At 33.1% G+C, this 23,062-nt stretch carries 19 protein-coding genes; 6 read left to right on the top strand and 13 right to left on the bottom strand.

What is annotated here, in order from left to right:
• Positions 1-77: 77 nt before the first annotated feature.
• Positions 78-2,858 (top strand): hypothetical protein, encoded by a 2,781-nt coding sequence (locus tag Q1A15_RS03585; RefSeq protein WP_299618879.1) that lies wholly within the window; start codon positions 78-80, stop codon positions 2,856-2,858.
• Positions 2,859-2,978: 120 nt separating this feature from the next.
• Here Q1A15_RS03585 and Q1A15_RS03580 read toward each other — a convergent pair whose 3' ends face one another.
• The 13 genes from Q1A15_RS03580 to Q1A15_RS03520 form a co-directional block, all read right to left on the bottom strand.
• Positions 2,979-5,363 (bottom strand): zincin-like metallopeptidase domain-containing protein, encoded by a 2,385-nt coding sequence (locus tag Q1A15_RS03580; protein ID WP_299618876.1) that lies wholly within the window; start codon positions 5,361-5,363, stop codon positions 2,979-2,981.
• Positions 5,364-5,388: 25 nt separating this feature from the next.
• Positions 5,389-5,985 (bottom strand): glycosyl hydrolase 108 family protein, encoded by a 597-nt coding sequence (locus Q1A15_RS03575; RefSeq protein ID WP_299618873.1) that lies wholly within the window; start codon positions 5,983-5,985, stop codon positions 5,389-5,391.
• Between the two features lie 15 nt (positions 5,986-6,000).
• A complete protein-coding gene (locus Q1A15_RS03570) occupies positions 6,001-6,492 on the bottom strand; it encodes a hypothetical protein (RefSeq protein WP_299618870.1) in 492 nt (163 codons plus the stop codon).
• Positions 6,493-6,506: 14 nt separating this feature from the next.
• Positions 6,507-6,989: a carboxypeptidase-like regulatory domain-containing protein gene (locus tag Q1A15_RS03565; RefSeq protein WP_299618867.1), complete on the bottom strand. Its 483-nt coding sequence runs from the start codon at positions 6,987-6,989 to the stop codon at positions 6,507-6,509.
• Between the two features lie 12 nt (positions 6,990-7,001).
• Positions 7,002-7,595 (bottom strand): hypothetical protein, encoded by a 594-nt coding sequence (locus tag Q1A15_RS03560; protein WP_299618864.1) that lies wholly within the window; start codon positions 7,593-7,595, stop codon positions 7,002-7,004.
• A 149-nt stretch (positions 7,596-7,744) separates the two neighbouring features.
• Positions 7,745-8,611, bottom strand: a complete 867-nt coding sequence (locus Q1A15_RS03555; RefSeq protein WP_299618861.1) for a hypothetical protein — start codon at positions 8,609-8,611, stop codon at positions 7,745-7,747.
• On the bottom strand, positions 8,601-8,918 hold the full coding sequence (locus Q1A15_RS03550; protein WP_299618859.1) for a hypothetical protein: 318 nt from the start codon (positions 8,916-8,918) through the stop codon (positions 8,601-8,603). Before Q1A15_RS03550 ends, Q1A15_RS03555 begins: the two co-directional genes overlap by 11 nt.
• Complete coding sequence (locus tag Q1A15_RS03545; protein ID WP_299618857.1) at positions 8,908-9,360, bottom strand: hypothetical protein; 453 nt, start codon at positions 9,358-9,360, stop codon at positions 8,908-8,910. The genes Q1A15_RS03550 and Q1A15_RS03545 overlap by 11 nt, the downstream gene beginning before the upstream one ends.
• A gap of 62 nt (positions 9,361-9,422) precedes the next feature.
• The gene (locus Q1A15_RS03540; protein WP_299618854.1) at positions 9,423-10,010 is read right to left on the bottom strand and encodes a hypothetical protein; all 588 of its coding nucleotides are present in this window, start codon (positions 10,008-10,010) and stop codon (positions 9,423-9,425) included.
• A gap of 38 nt (positions 10,011-10,048) precedes the next feature.
• Entirely contained in the window at positions 10,049-10,405 is a 357-nt protein-coding gene (locus Q1A15_RS03535) for a hypothetical protein (protein WP_299618852.1), read from the bottom strand.
• A gap of 65 nt (positions 10,406-10,470) precedes the next feature.
• The gene (locus Q1A15_RS03530) at positions 10,471-10,857 is read right to left on the bottom strand and encodes a hypothetical protein (protein ID WP_299618849.1); all 387 of its coding nucleotides are present in this window, start codon (positions 10,855-10,857) and stop codon (positions 10,471-10,473) included.
• Positions 10,858-10,896: 39 nt separating this feature from the next.
• A complete protein-coding gene (locus Q1A15_RS03525; protein WP_299618846.1) occupies positions 10,897-11,628 on the bottom strand; it encodes a hypothetical protein in 732 nt (243 codons plus the stop codon).
• On the bottom strand, positions 11,606-13,150 hold the full coding sequence (locus tag Q1A15_RS03520) for a hypothetical protein (RefSeq protein WP_299618843.1): 1,545 nt from the start codon (positions 13,148-13,150) through the stop codon (positions 11,606-11,608). Before Q1A15_RS03520 ends, Q1A15_RS03525 begins: the two co-directional genes overlap by 23 nt.
• A gap of 249 nt (positions 13,151-13,399) precedes the next feature.
• On the opposite strand from Q1A15_RS03520, the gene Q1A15_RS03515 reads away from it, so the two are divergent.
• The 5 genes from Q1A15_RS03515 to Q1A15_RS03495 are packed head-to-tail and all read left to right on the top strand — an operon-like array spanning position 13,400 to position 23,051.
• A complete protein-coding gene (locus Q1A15_RS03515; RefSeq protein WP_299618841.1) occupies positions 13,400-14,956 on the top strand; it encodes a class I SAM-dependent DNA methyltransferase in 1,557 nt (518 codons plus the stop codon).
• Positions 14,946-16,241 carry a restriction endonuclease subunit S gene (locus Q1A15_RS03510; protein ID WP_299618838.1) on the top strand — a complete coding sequence of 432 codons (1,296 nt, stop codon included), beginning with the start codon at positions 14,946-14,948 and terminating at the stop codon, positions 16,239-16,241. The genes Q1A15_RS03515 and Q1A15_RS03510 overlap by 11 nt, the downstream gene beginning before the upstream one ends.
• Before the next feature lie 13 nt (positions 16,242-16,254).
• Positions 16,255-18,066, top strand: a complete 1,812-nt coding sequence (locus Q1A15_RS03505) for an AAA family ATPase (protein ID WP_299618835.1) — start codon at positions 16,255-16,257, stop codon at positions 18,064-18,066.
• A 37-nt stretch (positions 18,067-18,103) separates the two neighbouring features.
• Positions 18,104-19,894 (top strand): DUF262 domain-containing protein, encoded by a 1,791-nt coding sequence (locus Q1A15_RS03500; protein WP_299618832.1) that lies wholly within the window; start codon positions 18,104-18,106, stop codon positions 19,892-19,894.
• Between the two features lie 10 nt (positions 19,895-19,904).
• On the top strand, positions 19,905-23,051 hold the full coding sequence (locus Q1A15_RS03495) for a type I restriction endonuclease subunit R (protein ID WP_299618829.1): 3,147 nt from the start codon (positions 19,905-19,907) through the stop codon (positions 23,049-23,051).
• The last annotated feature ends 11 nt before the right edge of the window (positions 23,052-23,062 follow it).

The following is a 23,062-nucleotide window of genomic DNA, read 5'->3' as shown; positions in this document are numbered from 1 at the left end:
AGCAGTTGTTCGCAGCAACTGCTCAAAGCAGAAATATCAATTTAATTGGTCATTAATATAAACTACATTACAAAATTATGAAAAAAATTACTTGTGGGATAATTGCTATGTTATCTGTTGTAACCTTACATTCACAAGACAGTGGAAGTGAACTATATACAACTGAGGTGGATAAAAAAATAGAAAGCTTAAACAAAACCTCAATAACAAGCAATATACTTATAGATAGAGTGTTATCCGTATCAGATATTTTATCTTTTAATCAGGAAGCGCGAAAAGACACGACATCATATGAACATTTCAAACAAGTTTGGTATGAGTTATATCAAGCGTCCTATGTGAAAAACTTTTCTTCATTAGAGGAGTTCAATGATAAGTTAAAAATCAAAAATTATTCGACAAATACCGTCCCGATAGGAATAATAAATACAGAATTTCATTACGGAGATGCAGGTACTACGCAAAACCCAAATGTTGGGTTTAATAGCAGTACCCAAACTTTTTATAATATTTCAGGAAAGAATCCATTCTTTAAGAAACAAGCAACAATTATATCTCCACTTGTAAGTAAGGTGGTTGGTAATACTATAAACTATAAAATTGATGCTGATAGTAAACTTTACAAACAGGGAAAAACAATAAAAAACCTACAATTACTAACAAATGGAACTACGTTTAACCTTATTAGTAATTTTAATATCAATACAGGTACTTTTGAGACTAAGTATCAAACGGAAGGGGTTAAAGTAATTAAGTTTATTACTACTTTATCTGATAATACTCAAAAGATTTCTTATGCTAAATTATATGTTGGTATACCAGATAGGACAACTTTACAAAAGTCTTCTACGACAATCCCTACCTTAACAGAAATACAAGCTCACTCTGATTTAGCATTTCAAGGTTATAATGAATCTCAGGAACATTTAGGTAAAAATGAGTATAGAATCTATTATAATGATTCAGATAATGTTTTAGATAAACCGTTTATTATATTAGATGGTTTTGACCCAGGAGATACAAGAAAAATTGAAAGAACTGATATTGGGCATAACCAAGGCACAAAGAGTATAGTTGAGTTAATGAATTTTGGAAATGAAAATTTCATTGATAAATTAAAAGCAGAAGGATATGATGTAGTAATTGTTAACCATAAAGGATATACTTCCAATGGTAAGCATATAGATGGAGGGACTGATTACATTGAGAGAAATGCATTTGTTTTAATTTCTTTGATAAGAGAGTTGAAACAGCTTCAACAAGGAAATGAGGAAATGGTGATTCTAGGACCTAGTATGGGGGGGTTAATTTCTAGATACGCTTTAGCATTTATGGAAAAGAAGTTAGCAGAAACTGGAGATAACACAAAATGGAATCATAATACTCGTTTATGGGTTAGTTTTGATAGTCCTCATCAAGGAGCTAATGTACCTATTGGTGCTCAATATTGGTTAAGATTTCATGACTTTTTGGGAAAAGTAAAAGATAAAATAGATGAGTTTTTAGATACACCTGCAGCTAAACAAATGCTCGTTCATCATTTTCTAGCAAAAAGTAAATCGGTTGCTGGTGCTCCAAATTTTAGAAATCGTTTTCAAAACAGTTTAGATAATTTAGGAATGCCACAAAATTTAAGAAAAATTAGTCTTGTTAATGGTAGTATATTTGGTGAAAATATAGGCATAGGTGGACGTGAAATTTTAAATATTGAAATAAACCCTACTCTTGTAACTCGTCTTTTAAATCATTTAGCGTTCGGTTTATTATTTAATTTTGAAGGGATTCATTCGAATGTTTACTTTAGTCCAGGAGTAAATAAAGAAAGTAGAGTTTTTGATGGTCGAATAAGAGTAAGTACTTTCTTTATAGAGTGGAATATTTATCGTGAATTAGAAAGTGCTTTTTCTGATGAAAAAGGTAGTTATGACAATGCTCCAGGTGGTTTTTTTGATACTCAAAACATTCTATATGATGAAGCTGAAATTGATCAGTGGTATATTAGATTATTTGCTAAAATTGACAAAAGTATTAGTTTTAAAACACATAGTTTTATACCTACTAAAAGTGCATTAGCGTTTAACGGAAATTCTTTTTTATATGAGTATTTAGCAGATAAAAACTTAGTTTGTACTGGAGAAACACCTTTCGATAGTTATTACGCCCCAGAGAATAATGAAGAACATATTTTTCTTACTAATGAAAATGTAAGCTGGTTGATTGAAGAAATTAAAGGGAATCCTCAGTTACCTCCTGTCTATGTTAAACCTTTTACAATTGGAGGAGAAAATACAATCTGTTATACAGAATACAAAACATTTAATATTAGTGAGACAATAAATTCATGTCAAGGTGAAACACAATGGTCTGTAAGCGATAATTTAATTGTTACTTCTCAAACAAATAATAGTATCACTGTAACACCAGTTAATAGTTCCACAAACGGTTTAGGTTGGATATCAGCTAAGAGACAAGGTGAAAATATGATGGAAGATGAAAAAGGATTTTGGATAGGAAAACCTCTAAATGAATATTCAAGTTATAGATTAGTTGGTAGTACACAAGTCTATTCGAAAGAATGGTCTAGATTTGAAGGCTTATCAGAGTTTTTAATACCTTCTTTCGAACAAGATTTGTACACTTTCGATTATGAGTGGAGTATTCCTAATAGTGAAGTTAGATATTCGGATAATAATAGAATTGCAAATGTATATCCATTCTACACAGGTACCATAGATATCGGTTTAAGATTAAAAAATAGGTGCGGATGTACTAACTGGTATGTTCAAAGCTTTAATGTAGAAGACAAAGATGGATCGGGAGGTGGAGGAAACATTATAACTCCAATCAGAATCAAATAATAAAATTTTTAGACTTATTTAAGAACGAGAAAAAGGATTAAAAAGAAAAAGAGGCAGGGTATTAATTCTTGCCTCTTTTTGTAGATAAAAACAGTAATAGTATTTATACATACTCTATTATTAAAACATTATTTCATTATTACATGTAGAACCCAACTTCCCCGAAAAAATATTATACTTCAAATCCTCTAAATTCCTATTTTGATAACGGTTTTTATCGGTATATACATAATGCTTTTTAAAGTGTGGAGATTTCTCTACATAAAAAATACAATCTCCGTCAAAAGCACTTTTAGAACCGCCTCTCATTTTGCCGTCTGCGGTTTGTTGAAATACAATTAAAAACAGCTTACCGTCGTACTTCTTTCTAAGATGCGTATCTATTTCTAGTTTACTATCCAGTTCTTTCAGTTTGGCAAAACTATCAATCACAATAACATCATGCGCTTTTATAATGGTATCAAGCTCCGAGATATTCTCCATACTAAAGATATTAGTGTTTTGCAGGGTATTTGCTCCCTTAAAATACATATCTGCTTTTTCCCAATACAAATCACTGTCTTTGTGTTCTTCCATTGTAATATGCGCTACTTTATACTCTTTTGCAAGTGCATCAATAAAACGAAAAGCAAATCGTGTTTTACCGCTTCCTTGTTTCCCTGCTATGGTAGCCACTAAACTCTCTTTTGGCTTTATCTCCAAGTTTCCTAAGAAAACAGCTAGGTCTTTATCTGCTATCTCATAACGCTTCACTACTTTGTGTTTACGCTGTTTCTTTAAAAAAGCTGCTGAATTTTTATCTACCGTTTCTCCTGGTACTTTGATAATTTTCCGCACCTGTGGTCTTGAGAGTGAAACAGGAACTAATGACTTTTTCTTAGTCTTAACTTTTTCTACTTCAACACTAAAATCAGCCTTTGTAGCCTTTTTAAAATCCTCGTAAAACTTTGGCTCTTTATCTTCATTTACTTGAAGGAGATAATCAACTGCCTTTTGTGCTTCAGTAGCACTTCGCATGAGTAGTTTACTATCTTCTCCCATGAGCTGTGTAGCGAGTTGCCAGTTCTTTAAATACGCTGCATGAGTTTTCTGTGTTTTCCATAAAATCCCTGCTTGTGCTGATAAAAAAACGGCTCCAAACTCCGCTATAAGTTCTTCCTTGGCATAATCCAAATCACCAAATTGTTGCCCAAATGTTCTTTTGAGCCTAGAATTATGAGCAGTACTATGAATCATTTCGTGAAATAAAGTACTGTAATAATCCTCTGAAGAAACAAAGGCTTTAAAATCGGGCATCTTTACAACATCCTTAATAATATTGTAACTCGCTCCTTTATGTCCGTGAATTATCTTAGCACTATCCTTTGGAAAGTTTTTAATAATTAGCTCGGCAATAGGGTTTTTAGCATCCTTGTTCTTTGGATCACTTGGAGCAACATAACCTAATCGTGCCTTTTGCTCTTTAGTTAATTTATCTAGCTTAAAATCGATACCATTAATATCACTACCATTAAACACTAAATGCTGTTTTAAAATCGGTATGGTCTTTACCAGTATATCAAAGTGCTGTGCAGTATAGCCTATGGATTTTAAATGTGCAAGCATTTCTTCTTTTCTATAACTTGTAAATGGTTCATCGTTGGCTTTGCCGTTGAATTTGTATAAACTTGTAAAGTACACCACTAACACTCCTTTAGCATCTTTCTTTAAACTTCCTTTTAAATCCTCAATCTGTTTTTCTGTTAGGAAATACGGATTGTCGAAAATGTGAAATAGATTTCCGCCCTTGAGTAGTAGGGTATTTACACCACGATAACTATTGCCTCCTTTAAAATTTCTTGGGATTAAATAACCTGCTTTATTCCTATAGTTCTCATCCCACACCTCCTTAAAGTCATCTTTAGCATTTTTAACCGCCGTAATCATTTTATCAGTGATATGCTCATAAATTTCTTTAGGAGATAACTGCGGAGTACCCAACGCATACTCCGAGTTATTATCTCCTTCTACATAGTCCAATCCTGCTAAAAATTCAATAGGGAAATCGTTTGTTGTTTTTAGATTGGAACTAGTAGATTTTACTATCCTTTTTTTTTTTTTTGAGGTAACTTTCACAATTTTACCTCCTTTAGCATATCGATAGCCTTTTTGTAGTCTTCCATTTGCTTGTAATCCCTCTTTTTTAGATGGCTTCGGAATCTTTGCGGTTTTAACCACTCTTCCTCTTTCAAATCGCCAACCTTTTCTGAGCTTTCCTGTCTCCGTTAATGCTTCTTTATAAGCCCCTACATGATACGGTGCATTTAAAGATGTTGGATAATGTTTAATTGATACCGAAAACACTTCATAAGTCGGGTTGTCTAATAGTATTTTTGATAATCTATAAACTACTTCTGTGTTGTTTTCCTTTTTAGCTTTTTCGATAAGTCTTACGAGTTCTCTTTTTGTAATGTCCTTACCATTTAATGCTTTAAACTCTTTTGTTACGCTCATTTCTTTTTCCAATTTTTATATACCAAATACCCTATTACTACTGCTCCAGAAAATCCCACAAGCATTGCCAATTTCTTTTTTTTTTGATTTCAACACCGAATTTTCTTCCCAAAGCATAAACTCTGCTATCCCAACTCTTAGCGAAATATTTATAATCATCTAAGTTTTCGTAGTAGGATAAACGTTCTTGTCCTATTTTGTAAAATAATTTTGTCGGATTTACCGAGTTAATGGCTTCAATAGTTTTTGAACCTACAGCTCCATCTACAACTAAGCTTCTATCGAAAGAGTTGTTAAGAGTAGTTTGTACCATTTTTGCAGTTACTTTAGGATTTGCATTGATTGCGTGGTCAGCAATCATTTCTGCAACAGCTTGACTTTGTATTTCATTGGCTCGTACTTTATCCCAAAACTCATTTTCAAAAAGTAGGTGTGCATCAAACTTGGTAATAGCTTTCATATCATCAATGCTCGGTGGTCTACCGATTACCTTTTCATAAAACTTTGCAGAGATTCCATGATTTGTTCCTACTCGCTCTCCTTTAGAATTGTAATTCCCTTTATCGTGGATTAAATTCTGATAGCCTCCTTCAGCTCTTTCCAAAGAGCTTTTAAATAATTCATAGCTTGCCATTTTCTTTTTCCTTTTTTATAATTCTATCACTCTTCTTTTTCCAAAAGCCTCAATCTCCAATTCAAAAACTAATTCTTTTATCAAATCCTTTTGAATCATAGGTTTACTTGTAAGCTGATTAAAAATTAGTTTACCTCCTGTTAGTAGCGGAATTTTAACATGAATAGGAGTAAGTTTATAGCGACTACCACTAGGAACATTAATCTTATTGGTGTTAAGATTGGTAAAGGCTAAAAGCTTTCTTGTTTGTTTATGATATGCTCTAAGAATCTTAGCCTCTACAAATCCTGTATTGATATATAAATCCGTTCCTGTTGGATTTAAAATTTCAATGTGTAAATCCATAGCAACGTGCTTAAAAGAAATTCCAAAATTTGAAATTCCTGAAACGCTGAATTCCAATTGCTCGATAATACGCTCAATCTGCTTTTTCTTTGTGGTAAAATAGGTAACTAAAGAAATCACTCCAGTTCCTAAACTCAATACTAATAGCGTACTTGCTTTCATACTAATTATCATTTCTACTTTTTCTTTTTCTGTTTTTCATCTTCAGCAATTCCATACATCAGTAGTAAGGTGGCAAACCCAATTCCTGCATAAACATATTTCTTAGAGGTCTTTTTACCTGTAATAATAATCTCATCCAATTGCTCTACTTTCTCCTGTAATTCGATGAGTTTAGGAAGCTCTGAAGCTTTTACTGAAATAGTTTTATAACCCACAAAAGAGATACGAATTTCATCATTCTGTGAAGCTGCCAATTCAAATAATCCATTACTATCTGGAGTAGTTCCTCTGCTTTTTGTAGCATTATAAATGTTTACTAATCCTGCCTCAAAAGGAGCTTTGGTTTTGGAATCTGTTATCTTTCCTTTTAATAATATCTCTGGTGCTAATTTCATAGTACATCCGCAATTTTCATGGTTAGTTTCTGTGTCAAATTCGTTATACATACCCTTTGTGTTCGGGCGTGCTAATCCGTAAATTGGTAAATCTGCTTCCATTTTCTTTTTCTTTTAAAACAACATTCCTGCGCTTTCAATTCGCGCTTTTACCTGATGGTATAAATCACTATCCCACATCTCAGAAATTTCTTCTTTTAGCCAATAAATCAAATCGTAATCATCTGAGATTTTCTTATCCAACCAATGTGTTGGTGTGCCTCCTGCAAAACGTTTTCTTCTTCCAAATGCAGTATAGACTAGTCTAAAATCATCTCCAGTTTTTAACTTGTCAAAAACACCTTTTACTTTTTCTTCATCAGTGGCTCTAGTTCCAAAGAAAGTCTCATGGTTAAATGCATCGAGTAAAGATTTCGCTAGTAGTTTTGCCTGTTCTTTAGTGATTGTGACTTTACTATCATTGATGCTGATATCTGGAATGATATGATCGGGGTCGTCGCTTTTAAAAATATCAGCAACAGCATCGGCAGATTTTTGTATTCTTCTATAAACTAAATATCCTATGATTCCACCTCCAAGTACAATTAGTAAAGACTTATTGTCTAACAAATACTCACTAACGGAGTTTGCTTTTTCAATAGCTGTTTTCGCATTTTCTTTGGTAGCAATTTCACGTATTTTCTTTTTTATACTCTTTGTCTTTGTCATAGCTTTTTCTTTATTTCAAAAAGCTCTTTACTGCACCGTATTTAATTGGACATGTAAAGTAACTTCTTGCCTCTTTGTTCTGAGATAGCTCTGCCATTCGCATCAGTACTTTTTCAGGTAGCTTTTCTAGTTCTTGTAATGCCTGTTGTTTATTCTGTATCTTCATAAGTGTCTTCTTTGTTTTCGATATAAGCAGCAGTATGTTGAATTAAATCCTCATCCCAATTATCAAGTAAGTAGTTAAAAAAGAGTAACTGCTCATCACTTACATTTTTACTCGTTAGTTTTTGTAAAAACGCTTTATGAACTTGAGATAGGTTTGGACTTGCTAAACTTGCAGATGAACCATTATTTTTTACGCTAGCAGCTTCCAATACTTTTGGAATCATACCACCAAGGGTTTCCATGGTCTTTTCAAATGCAGGAGTTTCTAAAAAGCTTTTCTTCTTCAACAGCTCTCGCTCTACTCTTAATTCCTCACGCTCCTTGGCTGTATCTAATTTTAGCTTGTAGGAATTGTTCTGCTCTTCTAAAGTTCTATTACGTGCTTTTAAATCCTTTACATATTCTTTAAGCTCGCTTACTTGCTCTTTGTAATCTGTAGAGCGTTCTGCTTCTACCATTTTTGCAACCAGTTCGGGCGCGCTTAAAAAATTAGATGCTCCCATCATACTTGGTAACTGAGAAGGAGCTTCTCGGTAAAACTGCTCTGCACTCATATCGTCTGTTATTAAATCTTCTGTAATTTTCTCTATCAAGTGGTACGTTGTACGGTTTGGACTTCCATACATTTTCTGTAATGAAAACACCACTGTTTTATCAAAACCTTTTTCTGGTAAGGACTGTAAAAAGTTAGCTATGGAAACATATTTCTGCTCAATATCTTCAAGACTAAATGCATACCGTCTTTTTGAACCAGACTTTACTAGTTTTAATCCGTTACATTCTATCTTGACAACATGATTTTCTGATGCTGTTAAATGAGTGGTTAATATGTCTACTAGTCTACTGTTCACAATACAAATACCTTACAATGGCTTTCTTTTCTTCTTTGTTATTTGTTTCTTTTAAATGGTCATACTCTGAGAATTCAAAGCGGATATTTCCTTTGGTAATTGGAAAGTTTGAAGAGATAACAAATGGACTATCTCCTGCTACAATTCTAATTCCTGAACCGTCTTTTACTAGTAATGGAATACTTGGGTTTATGACTGAAACTTCTAATCTCAACACTCCTTTACAATGCTCTTTCCTTGAAAAATCAATCTCAAAATCATCGGTATGACGCTCTACGGCATAACCTACTTTCATACTAACACTCACAAGAATTGGATTCAATGATAAATACAAACTCTCCTAGTATCGGCATACCTCCTGTTGTTTCCCATGAGATACTAATACGCTCATTATTACTCTCAAAATTGAGTTCCTTAAAACCTTTGCTATAACCTCCGTTTTTATGCTGATAATCTTTAATATCTGTAGGTTCTGTGAGTAAATGTCCTCTACTATCTTTAAGAGTGATATTGGTATGTGTGAGTATTGATGGAAATGCAAAATTGGTCGGTACAAGTCCTCCTTCTCCTGTCGATGGTGTTGGTATTGTTTCAGACAAATAAGAAATAAAATAAACTCCTTTTACACTTCCTGAAGGAATGGTATCGTGTGTTTCATTTTCTAAATACTCACTAAAATCTTTTACAATGCTACCATTGATTTTAAGCAGCTCTTTGTTAACCTTTATTCGTTTAAATATCTTTTTCATGCGCTTTGGTTTTAAAGCTTTGCGCCTTTGCAAACGCAAAGCTTAATCAATACAAATTACTCTTATCGTTTTTGGTAGGTTGCAAAACCTGACAATCTGCACGAGGTAAATAATGCTTTCCCTGCATCTAAAGCTAACTTTGCGCCTTCAGGATATTGAATTTCAATCTCGGTAATGGTATCATCTTCCAATAAAGCAAATGAACCTAAGTTGAAATAAATACTTCCTTCTTCACTAGCTTCAATGATATCGCTAATCGGTAAGTCAATTAAAATTTCATTCTTTTGTTTCACAACAATGTGTGCTTGCATTACCACATTTGGAATCGAATCATTGCTATATTTTACATCTTGTACAGGAGTGGTCTCGTCTGCTACAGCACATTTAATAGAAATTCCACTTGCGACAAAAACACGTCCTTTTACTAGAGAGTTTCCATCAAAATTGGTAACACCTCTTTTAGCAACTGATGAACCTGTTAACAAGGCAACCGAACCTCCTACATCTACTTTTTTATTGGCATATAAAAAACTTGGCATTGGTTTCATAGCAGAAATATTCCATTTCTCATTGGCTTTACGCATCGAGTTTTTATACTTTAAATACTCGGTGATTCTTAAATACGGTTCTTGGTTTCTTAAAAAATTCATTTTCTGTTTCTCTTTAATTGTTTAATACTTTTTCTTTTTTATCCTGCAAAATCTTGCACTTCTTCATAGCCGATATCTTCAGAGATAAAATCATAGTTTGCTCCTGTATAACTCGACAAGAAATTACTACTATCAAGCACGGCATAATCTTCTAACGGACTACCCAAGGCTGGAGATAATATTTTGTTATCCTTAAAACTATCGCCTAACCAATCTCTCAATAAATACCCTGTTTGAGTTACTGCCATAGAAATTGCAGCATCCTGACCGATTTTTCGCATGGTTGTTTTTCTATCCAAACTCGATGCGCCTGCAATTCCTCCTAAGACTAACAAGCCTCTTTTTATGGTACTATTTTGCATCGGAATAGCATCGGCAGCTATTCTTGAACCCATAGCTCCCACTGTCATACTTGCTAAGCTGACTAATGAGTTTACAAATTCTTTCTTTTTCATATTCTTTACTTTTTACTGATTAAATAGATTATTGTTCCTACGGCAACTACACCTGCTGTTCCTAAACCGATATACAAGAGTGTATTGTCTTTTTTTGGTTCTTGATTGGCTTTAAACTGCAATTCCATCATCCGCATAAGATTATCTACAGAGGTTTGTTGCGATTGAGCTTGCTCTTCCAACTTGGCGAGTAATTGAGGAGCAATGTCTTGTTGTCCTCCACTAGCATTTTGAACATAGACAGGTTTTCCATTTTTTGCCTGCTCTATCTGTGTCCATGTACCTCCAATAGTGTTTAAAATCCCCATCAGGTTAGCACCATCCCAAAAACTCCCATCTCCATGAAGTCCGCCAGAGCCTTTTATGTTTTGCTCACTCTCCTGGGCAAGCAAAAAATGTGTTTTCATTAAATTCATAAGCTTCTCTTTTGTTTATACTTCAACTACTTTTCTTCTTTTTTTGGGTGAGCTTCTTTGTACATACACAAAGGCAGAAACTAGGGCAATTCCTCCAAGAATAGGCAAAGCATTTTCTTTTAGTTTACCCACAAAAGACTGTGTTTTTGCATTTTGCTTTTCTACCAAACTTGCGTTTTGCTCAATCTTAATTTTATGGTCTCGCTCTGCTTTATATCGGGCAATCTTTTCACGTAATACCACAATTTGTCTTTTAATAGCTTCTACCTTGGTTTTGTTTTCTACAATTACCTGACTTGCTTGTTTAATTCCTTCGGTTTGTTGACGCTCTAACGTCTCAAAGGCTCCTTTGATTTCTCCTAATGATTTTTCGGCACTACGCAAACTCTCTTCGGCTTTTTTACGTTTAGAAACTGCTCCATTACACCAAGCACCCAATCCTAAAGCATCCGCAATTCCTTGTTCTTGATTGAGCTTTATTTGTTCTGATTTTAGCTCTTGTTCTAATCGCCGAACTTCTTTTTTTAAGGATTCCCATTCGGCGGCTTGTTTACCGTTTTTTAGGTTCTCCATTTTGGTATCCCACTCGGCTTTTTGCGCCCAAACTCCTTTAGCTTGATTGTTTAATCTGTCAGCGATTCCGTTGGAAGGACAAAAACCATCGAACCATCCATGTAATGCTATCGGATGTTTGTTTAGCGTGTCAAATTCTTCATTCATAACTTCACATTTTTTTAAAATACACATACAATAAAGCGGATATGAGTCCGCCTAAACCCAACTGCTTTTTAAGAGCTTTTCGCTTCTTTACATTTTTATCTTCTTCAATGGTTTTGTTAAACCGCTGTTGATAATCTCGAAGTGCTAACTCATTGGCAGTAGCTACACTTTCAGCTTCTTGTTTTAAAAAGTCTACATACTGGCTATCATATTTTAGCCATACTCGGTATAAGGCTCGTTGCAAAGGCTGTTCAAAATAGTATAGCATTTCACCTCCTAAATCTGCTTTTGTTCTAAGCTCAACAACCTTGTTTAAAATTGGAGTAATCTCTTTTTCATAACTGAGTTCTCTACCATCCTTATACTGCTGTTTTAAATGAGTGATATTATTAACGAGCCACTCATTTAGATTTGCTTCAAAAGGAAAAATAGGATCTAGTCCGTAGCTATTTGCTTCTTCTTTTAAAACAATAAACCTATAGTCTGCCTGTATGGGATTCGTATCATTCGGAACAACAAAATATAAGGTGCGACTATTTACATTTGCACTCTTGGTAAACTCTTCAATTTTGTAATGCCTGTTTGACTTTTTAAACTCGGCGAAAAAATTATCAATGAAGATTTTTAACTTTTCTGCAAAGGCGAGTGCAGTGGCTAAGGTTTCTCCATCGCAAAGCTCAAAAGAACTAAAAGCAGTTTCATTTCTTAGATGTGCAATTCCTAAATCAACTTCTTTAAAAATTTCATTAAATAGATGCTGAATTCTGGTTCTATTTCTAAATAGAATTGCTTCTCCTAGTTCTGTAATCTTTAGCTGTAATTTATCTCGTAAATCTCTACGAATTTTAAGCTCTACCACCGAAGCATCGTAAGTAGAACCGCTACAAGAATTCATCTCCGCAATAAACTCATCTACTGCATAGCTAACTAGTTTTCCAACACCCTTCGTTATTTCTCCATCAATTCCTGATAATCCTTGTGAACTAGTACTCATAAAAACATCATCAGACCTATAAAAATTAGGCTCTCTGTTACTTTTTAGTGTGCCATCAACAACATAATACCCATCTTTTAAATCCGAACTGTTTTGGTTTTTAGGAACAACTACATACACATGAGAAAAACCGTCATCACCTTTATACTTCACACGTCTTAAATAATGAGAAATACCACAATTCAGTAAAATAGCAGAAGCGAAAATACTATAGCTCTTGCAGTCCAGACCCCGTGAGCGAGTAGCCCAAGCACATGCAGGACTTCTAAGTAATTGGTCGTACTCATCAATTTTATACTGTAAATGATGATACAAAAAACTATGAAGCTCCTTACATAATTTTGATAAGGGTAAGCCTAAGAATTTCTCTTTTGCAAGAGCTGTAGTATGATGTTGATATTTTTTAGCCCATACTGCCATACTATCGATAGCTACCTTAGTATTTCCTGTAGCAATTTTGGTACTGCTACAATCACTAAAAGGAAGTAAACTATCGTAGTTTTTTCCTTTTTTTAGTGGACGGTATAATAAGGTGTTTATGGCTTTGCTATCCAACGCTTTTTCTTTTTCTTACTACAAAAGTATAGCGAAGAAACAGCGTGCTTTTAGGATTGGGTAGCTTTGGAGAATTTTGGTTATGATTGGGTAGCATTTGCTAATTTTAAAGCTAAACCTACATGCACATTAATGAAAAAGAAAAGGAATTCTTTTTTATTTATTGATTTTCCTTTAGTTTAGTAGTAAAATAGGGTGTTAAGAACCTGAAATGCTATAACACTAATCAATTAGAAACTTATAAACTAAATGGCTAAAAAAGCTGTAAAAACCAAATCAATAGAAGAAAGCCTTTGGCAGTCTTGCGATAAATTAAGAGGCTCTGTAGAATCTAGCGAATATAAACACGTTGTTTTAGGACTAATCTTCTTAAAATTTGCTAGTGATAAATTTGAAGAACGAAGAGAAGAATTAATTTCAGAAGGAAAAGAAAAATATGTAGAAATGAAAGATTTCTACAATATGAAAAATGTCTTTTTCTTAAATGAAACTTCTCGTTGGAGCTTTATAAAAGATAATGCCAAACAAGATGATTTAGCACTTAAAATTGATACCGCTTTACACCAAATAGAAAAAAACAATCCTGCACTAAAAGGAGCGTTGCCAGACAACTATTTTTCACGATTAGGGTTAGATAAAACCAAACTCGCTTCGCTTATTGACCAAATAAGTGAAATAAACACCATTGCAGACAAACAAAACGATATTGTGGGGCGTGTATATGAATACTTTTTAGCCAAATTCGCTATTAAAGAAGGGAAAGGAAAAGGGGAATTCTATACGCCAAAAAGTATTGTAAATCTTATTGCTGAATTAATAGAACCTTATCAAGGTATTATTTACGACCCTGCTTGTGGTTCTGGTGGTATGTTTGTGCAATCGGTTAAGTTTATAGAAAACCACCACGGAAATAAAAAAGAGGTTTCTGTTTATGGGCAGGAATACACAAATACCACCTACAAACTGGCTAAAATGAATTTAGCCATACGTGGTATTGCAGCCAATTTAGGAGAAAAAGCAGCTGATACGTTTGGAGCAGACCAACACCCTGATCTTAAAGCTGATTTTATAATGGCAAACCCACCGTTTAACCAAAAAGATTGGCGTGGTAAAGATGAATTGACAGACGACCCACGTTGGCAAGGGTATGATGTACCACCAAAAAGTAACGCCAATTACGGTTGGATTTTAAATATGGTTTCCAAATTATCCGATAATGGTGTGGCTGGTTTTATATTGGCAAACGGTGCATTATCTGGTGGAGGCGAGGAATATAAAATTAGAAAAAAACTGATTGAAAACAACTTGGTAGAAGCTATTATTATTTTACCAAGGAATATGTTTTATACCACAGATATTTCTGTAACGTTGTGGGTTTTAAACAAGAACAAAACCGAAAAAAAGGTTAGTAAAGGAACAGAAACACGTGAGTATCGCAACCGTGAAGATGAAATTTTATTTATGGATTTACGCCAAAAAGGTGAACCTTTTGAGAAAAAGTATATTCAGTTTGCTCCTACTCAAATAGAAGATATTGCCAAGACTTTTCATACTTGGCAAACTGATGAAGAAGCCTATGAGAATATTCCAGAATACTGTTATTCAGCTAAAAAAGGTGAAGTCATTAAAAAAGACTATTCATTAGTGCCTAGTAAGTATATTGAGTTTGTAAACCGAGACGAAAACATAGATTTTGATACCAAAATGAAAGGCTTACAAACTGAACTTAAAGATTTGTTAGCCCAAGAAGAAGCCTCAAAAGCAGATTTACAGAAAGTTTTTAAATCTCTTGGCTATGAACTATAAACGCTTAGGCAATTTTATTGAACCTATTAATATTCGTAACACAGAATTAGAGGTAACAACCTTGTTAGGTGTAAGTATCAAAAAAGTATTGATGCCTTCAATTGCCAATACGATTGGAACAAATATGAAGACTTATAAGATAATTGAGAAGAATCAATTTGCTTATGGTCCTGTTACTTCTAGAAATGGAGATAAAATCTCTATTGCGCTCTTAGAAGATTATGACAAAGCTATTGTTTCTCAAGCCTATACTGTTTTTAAAGTTATTGATGAACAAGAAGTAATTCCTCAATATTTAATGATGTGGTTCAGAAGACCTGAATTTGACCGTTATGCTCGCTTCAAGTCTCACGGTAGTGCAAGAGAAGTTTTTGATTGGGAAGAGTTTTGTGACACTCAATTACCAATCCCATCCATAGAAAAACAACGTCAAATAGTAGCCGAGTACAACACGGTAACCCAAAGCATACATCTCAACAAAAAAATAAATACCAACCTAGAAGCTACCGCACAAGCCTTGTACAAACATTGGTTTGTGGATTTCAACTTTCCGATTACAGAGGAAAGTTGTCCCGAACTAGCTTCGGGATCACCTCATTTAATTGGCAAACCTTATAAATCTTCGGGTGGCGAAATGGTTTATAATGAAGAATTGGATAAAGATATTCCTGTTGGGTGGAGTTCTACTACACTTGGAAAATTATTAAGTAAAAAAGGTTATATAAGAGGTCCTTTTGGCTCTGCACTGAAAAAAAGTGATATGCAAAAAAAAGGTATACCCGTTTACGAACAACAACACGCAATATATAACCACAGAGAGTTCAGATATTTTATTACAAAAGAGAAATATGAAAAGTTAAAAAGATTTAGCATAGAACCTGATGATTTAGTAATTAGTTGTTCTGGAACGTTAGGAAGAATTACTTTGATAAATAAGGAAGATAAAATTGGAGTAATAAATCAAGCTCTTTTAATATTAAGAACTGATAAAGAAATTATGGAAGGTATTTACTTAAAATGCTTTTTAGATTCTAAAAAAGGTAATATGATGTTACTTGATGGTTCTGGTGGAAGTGCTCAAGTTAATATAGCAAAAAGAGAGATAATTCAATCTATTCCGTATGCATTAGCTAATAATACTTTAATAGAGAAATTCACCTATAAATTAAAAATTATACAGTTCAAAATTGATAAGAATGTAGAACAGTCAAAAAAACTAAAAGAATTGCAAAGTTTATTATTAGCAAAAATGACTCAAGTAGCAACAAAACCAGCATCAGTATAAAACATATGTATAAATGTCAGAAATCAGAATTAATACCATATCAGTAGAAAATTACCGTTCATTTAAAGACAGACAAGATTTTGTATTTCCTGATGCTAGTTATAAAAAACCAGTAGCTATTGTTGGTTATAATAATTGTGGTAAAACCAATTTGTTGAATGCTATTTTATACGGGTTACAAGTTAATTTTGTTTCTAAAGATACTTTCTCTCTAGACGATTTCCATAATAGAGATATGGATAATGTTCCTTTTATACTTTTAAATGCTACAAGCAGTAGAGAGCCAAAATTTGACGGTGAAAAGTTTGCAAGTTTAACAGGTTATCATCGTTTAAAAATTTTTGTTGATGGAGAGGAAATTGAAGGTAGTAAAATTGAATCCTTAAATGGGTTAGAACAAATTCAAGGTTGGGATGATACACCTAAGGACGATATAAATTATGAGGCATTTGGAGCAACTAGATATTTCAACATATTCTATATCAATTTCCATAAAATTAAAGAGGAAATAAATACGAATAAAACAAGCTGGGGAAATCTAAGGTCTTTTTTAGCGAAACATATTAAAAAGATTGTAGATTCTGATGTTCCAATGAATGATAAAAAAGCTGTATTTGAAGAAGAAGTACAAACTAGTACAGATAAGGTTTTAGAAGATTCGGAGTTGAATAGATTTATAGGTCTTATCAAAAAAAATTATTCATCTAATCTTCGCAACGATGATTGTTCTGTAAGTTTTGGTCTACCAAATTATCACGATATTTTCTTAAAAATGTTGTTTAAGGTTGGATTAAATGGTGATGTAGAAAATCAAGTGCCTATTAGTCATTTTGGAGATGGTTATATCTCAATGTTTGTTATGGCTGTGGTTCAATCTATTTCAGAGTTTAATGATAATGATAAGTGTTTGTTTTTGTTTGAAGAACCTGAGAGTTTTTTGCACGAAAATCATCAAGAATATTTTTATAAAACGGTGTTATGCGGTTTAGCAGAAAATGACCATCAAGTAATCTATACAACACATTCTGATAAAATGATTGACCCTTTTGATACCAAGGGATTAATTAGATTAGAAATTAATGAGAACAACCAAACGGTTAAAAAATATAATAGTTTAGATGACTTTGATGTGAGTATTGCAGATGAAGAAACAGATGAACTTATTAATTACTCAAAGTACAATGAGTTTATAAAAACTATAGAGCCTAATTTAAGTAAGATTTTATTTAGTAAAAAGGTCATTTTGGTTGAAGGTCCAAATGATGTTTTGGTGTACAAATATGTTATAAGGCAAAAGGTATTAGATTTTATAGCAAATGATGATGCAATAGTAAATAAAGAAAGGTATGCAGATACTTTTATGAATTTTGAAAATATAGCGATTGTTTGCCATCACGGAAAAGCAACAGCAAATTATTTGATAGAATTATGCAAACATTTTCAAGTAGATTATTTTGTTATTAACGATTGGGATTTTGAAGCAGACGAATTGTCTATTGATACCATTTCAGGTTTTTTAACGCTAGATTTATTAAAAGCAGATGCAATCTACACGGAGAGTGATAAGAAGGCAATGATTACTACTAATTATAATCTAATAGAAAATGCAGGAATAGATAAGATTCATTTTAATGTTAAGAAATTAGAAAGTGTAATTGGTTATGAATCTAACGACAAAAGTAGTCTTGCGATTTGGGAGTTGTTAAATTCAGATGAATTTAGTTTTGATGAAAATTTGTTCCCAGAAAGCCTTGAAGTCTTTTTAGGATTAAAAGATAATGCTCAAGAGGAATTACCAGTTGAGGATAATGATTTACCTTTTTAGAATAAAGTAGAATTTCCATTAAATAAACTATTTAAAAATGGCAAAATATAGTGTACAACAACAACCTGTAGAAACTTTATTAAGCTGGATAAAATCTGGCGATATCGCCATACCAGAAATTCAACGTCCTTTTGTTTGGAAAGCATCGAAGGTAAGAGATTTAATAGACTCTTTATACCAAGGATATCCTGTAGGCTATATTATAACTTGGCGTAATCCTGATGTTAAGTTAAAAAATGGTGAATTATCAGCAGGTAAAAAAGTATTAATAGATGGGCAACAACGTATTACAGCCTTAACAGCTGCTATAGTTGGGCAACGTGTTTTAAATAAAAACTATAAAGAAATTAATATTCGTATTGCCTTTAATCCGTTAACAGAAGCTTTTGAAGTTTTAAATAAAGCCAAAGAAAGAAGTCCGGAATGGATTAACAATATCAATCCTATTGTAAATGATGAAATTACAATTAGTAAAGCAAGAAAAAGCTATATGGAGCTAAACCCTCAAGAAAATGAGGATGTGATAGAACAACGTATAGAAAAGCTTAAAAGTATTAAAAACCAACAAATTGGTATTATTGAGCTTGACGCAAGCTTAGATATAGATACGGTAACTGAAATATTTATTCGTATCAATCAAAAAGGTGTTGTACTAAGTAATGCCGATTTTGTAATGTCTAAAATTGCTTCAGACGAGCAACATGGCGGTAATAAAATGCGTAAAATGGTAGATTATTTTTGCCGTTTATTGGTAGATAAAGGTTTTAATAAACACATTGTAGATAACGACACCAATTTTGCAGAAAGCAACTACTATAAAGCTATTAAATGGATGGCTACAGGTAGTGATGATTTGTATTGCCCTGATTATATAGATATGCTCCGTGTGGCTTTCACTTTTAAATTTAGCCGCGGTAAGTTTAGTGATTTAGTAGCCTTATTATCTGGTAGAAATTTTGAAACCAGAACTTACGAAAATGAAATTGCAGCAACGAGTTATAACAAATTATCGGAGGGGTTAGAAGCCTTTGTAAACCAAACTAATTACCAACGGTTTGTAATGATATTAAAATCGACTGGGTTAATAAGTAGAAAGCTTATTTCATCACAAAACAGTTTAAACTTTGCCTACGCCTTATACCTAAAATTAAGGGATGAAGGATTGAGTGAACCAGAAATACAAGGCTTTGTGAAAAGATGGTTGGTCTTATCTATCTTTATTGGGCGTTATTCTGGTTCAGCAGAATCTAGAATAGATGAAGATATCAAACAAATTAATGCCAAAGGTATTGCCGCCTATTTGTTGCAAATGGAGCAAGCTCATTTAGGAGAAGGCTTTTGGGATTTTGGCTTAATTAACGATTTAGAAAGCTCTAGTGTCAATAACAATGCTTATACATTGTACTTAGCAGCTCAAGTAAATAGTAATGCTAAAGCTTTTTTATCTAAATCAATGACTATTTCTAGCCTTATTGAGCAACGCGGAGATATTCATCATATTTTCCCTAAACAATATTTAATAGACAACGGATACTCTCAAAAAGCCTACAACCAAGTAGCAAATTTTGTATATACAGAGCAAGCTACCAATATAAAAGTAGGTAAAATGCCGCCCATTGAATACCTAGGTAAAATTGAAACCCAAATAAACGAGAGTATCAATGAAATTAGCACTATAGATAATAAAGATGCTTTAGAAGATAATATTAAAGCAAACGATATTCCGTTTTTTATTAAAGAGGCAACACATCAGGATTACACAAGATTTCTAGAAGAAAGGCGGAAGCTGATGTCTAAGAAATTAAAAGCATATTACGAAGGTTTATAAAAGTAAGTAAATGAGTCAAAAATTCACAGAAGCGCAGTTAGAAAATGTTTTTGCGGAGTTATTAACAAATGAAGGCTATCCCCATTTTTTAGGGAATACCCTAAACCGTGCAGAAGACGAAGTAATTTTGGAAGATGATCTACGATCTTTTTTTGCTTCTAATTATGCTACAGAAAGTATAACTACTTCAGAAATTGACGGAATTATTTTACAATTAAAAACCTTACCTGCTTCTGATTTATATGAAAGTAACAAACGTTTTATGCGTATGCTTACTGATGGGTTTATTCTAAAAAGGGAAGATGCGAGTAAAAAAGATATTTATATCAATTTGGTAGATTATTCAGAAACGGACAACAACGTTTATAAATTTGTCAATCAATTAGAAATTGTGGGTAGCCACAAACGTATTCCAGATGGTATTTTATATGTAAATGGTTTGCCTTTGGTGGTATTTGAATTCAAAACAGCTATTCAGGAAAACACGACTATCCATAACGCTTATGTACAACTAACTACACGCTATAAACGAGATATTCCGCAATTGTTTATTTACAATACATTTTGCGTAATAAGTGACGGCGTAAATAATAAAGCAGGTTCATTTTTTGCACCTTATGAATTCTTTTATGCTTGGAGACGTGTTTTAGGATTAGCAAAAGAAGTTGATGGAATAGATTCTATGTTTACGTTGGTACAAGGAATGTTACACAAAAATCGTTTACGAGATATTATTCGCAACTTTATCTACTTACCAGATAGCAGTAAAAAGGATGAAAAAATTGTGTGTCGTTATCCGCAATATTATGCGGCAAGAGCATTGTATGACAATATTAAACTAGCCCAAAAACCAAGCGGAAATGGTAAAGGAGGAACATATTTTGGAGCGACAGGTTGCGGAAAAAGTTTTACAATGCTATTCTTAACTCGCCTGTTAATGAAAAGCGAGTATTTTAAAAATCCGACAATTATTCTCATCACAGATAGAACCGATTTAGATATACAACTTTCAGAACAATTTACCAATGCTAAAAATTACATTGGAGATAATGGTATTGTTAGTGTAGAAAGTCGCGACCATTTAAGAGAATTACTGCAAGGTTGCGAATCTGGTGGTGTGTTTTTAACCACGATTCACAAGTTTACCGAAGATTTAGAGTTGCTAACCGAACGTACAAACGTAATTTGTATTTCTGACGAAGCTCATAGAAGTCAAACCAACCTAGACCAAAAAATAAAAGTTACTGATAAAGGAGTTAAGAAGACCTACGGTTTTGCTAAATATCTTCATGATTCATTACCAAACGCAACCTTTGTTGGCTTTACAGGAACGCCAATAGATGCAACGCTTGATGTTTTTGGTAAAGTAGTAGATTCTTATACTATGACGGAATCTGTAAAAGATGAAATTACCGTTAGGATAGTATACGAAGGAAGAGCAGCAAAAGTAATTTTAAATAATAGTGAACTAGAAAAAATTGAGAAGTATTATGAAGTTGCAGCCGAAGCTGGTGCAAATGACTATCAAGTAGAAGAAAGCAAAAAGCAATCGGCAAACATGAATGCTATTTTAGGCGACCCTGATGTGCTTAAAAAAATAGCAGAAGACTTTGTTAATCATTATGAGAACAGAGTAAATGAAGGAGCAACGGTAAAAGGTAAAGCCATGTTTGTTTGTCCTAGCAGACCTATTGCGTATGAATTTTACAAAAATGTAATTGAGCTTAGACCAGGATGGGCAGAAATAAAACAAGCTGAAGAAGGAGCTGAATTATCAGAAAAAGAGAAAAAAGAAATTAAACCTATGGAGCGTGTTAAAATGATAATGACACGCGGAAAAGACGACCCAAAAGAATTATATGAAGCTTTAGGAACGAAAGAATATCGAAAAGAATTAGACCGTCAATTTAAAAATGAAAAATCAAACTTTAAAATAGCCATTGTTGTAGATATGTGGTTAACAGGTTTTGATGTGCCATTTTTAGACAGTATTTACATTTATAAACCTATTCAGCAACACAATTTAATTCAAACTATTTCTCGTGTAAACCGAAAATTTGCAGGTAAAAACAAAGGTCTAGTGGTGGATTATATTGGTATTAAAAAAGCTATGAATATGGCTTTAGCTAAATACGGAAAAGGCGACCAAGATAATTTTGAAGATATAGAATCGTCATTAATTATAGTTCGTAATCATTTAGATTTGTTAGGAAAGTTCTTCCATAAGTTTGACAATAGTAAATACTTTAATGGTTCTGCATTAGACCAGTTAAACACATTAAATCAAGCAGCCGAATTTGCACAAGTCACCAAGGAAGCAGAAGTACGATTTATGGGCTTGGTTAAAAGATTAAAAGCAGCTTATGATATTTGTGCCGGAAGCGAAAAATTAACTCAAAAAGAAAGGGATTATACGCATTTCTATTTAGCAGTTCGTTCTATAGTTTTTAAGTTAACCAAAGGAGATGCTCCAGACACAGCGCAGATGAATGCTAAAGTTCGTGAAATGATAAAAGATGCTTTACAAAGTGATGGAGTTGAAGAAATTTTTAAGATTGGAGAGAATACAGAAGCCGAACAAGATATTTTTGATGATGATTATTTAGCCAAAATAGACAAGATAAAATTACCGAACACTAAAATTAAACTACTTCAAAAACTACTAGCAAAAGCTATTGGAGAAATTAAAAAAGTAAACAAAGTAAAAGGCATTGATTTTACTAGAAAAATGGATGCTTTGGTAGCTAGATACAATGACAGAAGTGAAAATGATATTTTGCGAAGTGAAGTCTATGAAGAAATGGCAGAAGCATTAACCGAAATGATAATGCAGGTGAGAGATGAATTCAAGGCAGGTAATGAATTAGGAATTGATTTTGAAGAAAAGGCATTTTATGACATCTTATTAGAGTTGTGTAAAAAGTATGATTTTACATACCCAGAAGAAAAGTTAATTGAGTTAGCAAAAAAAGTAAAAGAATTAGTAGATAGTCAAGCAAAATTCCCTGATTGGAGTAAACGTGATGATATTAAAGCAGCTTTAAAAGTTGGTTTAATTTTATTACTAGATGAGTTTAGATACCCGCCAGTAGAACGAGACGAAGTTTATGAGGAAATCTTTTCTCAAGCTGAAAACTTTAAAAAACATCAGAGATAAGAAAATTAAAT

Source organism: uncultured Tenacibaculum sp. (assembly GCF_947495995.1).
GTDB lineage: Bacteria > Bacteroidota > Bacteroidia > Flavobacteriales > Flavobacteriaceae > Polaribacter.
The sequence above is the reverse complement of the archived record's forward strand: the minus strand, read 5'-3'. Positions and strand labels throughout refer to the sequence as shown.

Bases quoted from the DNA above. Each gene is read 5' to 3' on its own strand.
- Q1A15_RS03570 (WP_299618870.1), bottom strand. From the start codon at position 6,492: ATGAAAGCAAGTACGCTATTAGTATTGAGTTTAGGAACTGGAGTGATT.
- Q1A15_RS03565 (WP_299618867.1), bottom strand. From the start codon at position 6,989: ATGGAAGCAGATTTACCAATTTACGGATTAGCACGCCCGAACACAAAG.
- Q1A15_RS03585 (WP_299618879.1), top strand. From the start codon at position 78: ATGAAAAAAATTACTTGTGGGATAATTGCTATGTTATCTGTTGTAACC.
- Q1A15_RS03505 (WP_299618835.1), top strand. From the start codon at position 16,255: ATGTCAGAAATCAGAATTAATACCATATCAGTAGAAAATTACCGTTCA.
- Q1A15_RS03525 (WP_299618846.1), bottom strand. From the start codon at position 11,628: ATGTGTATTTTAAAAAAATGTGAAGTTATGAATGAAGAATTTGACACG.
- Q1A15_RS03535 (WP_299618852.1), bottom strand. From the start codon at position 10,405: ATGGGTTCAAGAATAGCTGCCGATGCTATTCCGATGCAAAATAGTACC.
- Q1A15_RS03540 (WP_299618854.1), bottom strand. From the start codon at position 10,010: ATGAATTTTTTAAGAAACCAAGAACCGTATTTAAGAATCACCGAGTAT.
- Q1A15_RS03560 (WP_299618864.1), bottom strand. From the start codon at position 7,595: ATGACAAAGACAAAGAGTATAAAAAAGAAAATACGTGAAATTGCTACC.
- Q1A15_RS03510 (WP_299618838.1), top strand. From the start codon at position 14,946: ATGAACTATAAACGCTTAGGCAATTTTATTGAACCTATTAATATTCGT.
- Q1A15_RS03500 (WP_299618832.1), top strand. From the start codon at position 18,104: ATGGCAAAATATAGTGTACAACAACAACCTGTAGAAACTTTATTAAGC.
- Q1A15_RS03545 (WP_299618857.1), bottom strand. From the start codon at position 9,360: ATGAAAAAGATATTTAAACGAATAAAGGTTAACAAAGAGCTGCTTAAA.
- Q1A15_RS03575 (WP_299618873.1), bottom strand. From the start codon at position 5,985: ATGGCAAGCTATGAATTATTTAAAAGCTCTTTGGAAAGAGCTGAAGGA.
- Q1A15_RS03495 (WP_299618829.1), top strand. From the start codon at position 19,905: ATGAGTCAAAAATTCACAGAAGCGCAGTTAGAAAATGTTTTTGCGGAG.
- Q1A15_RS03515 (WP_299618841.1), top strand. From the start codon at position 13,400: ATGGCTAAAAAAGCTGTAAAAACCAAATCAATAGAAGAAAGCCTTTGG.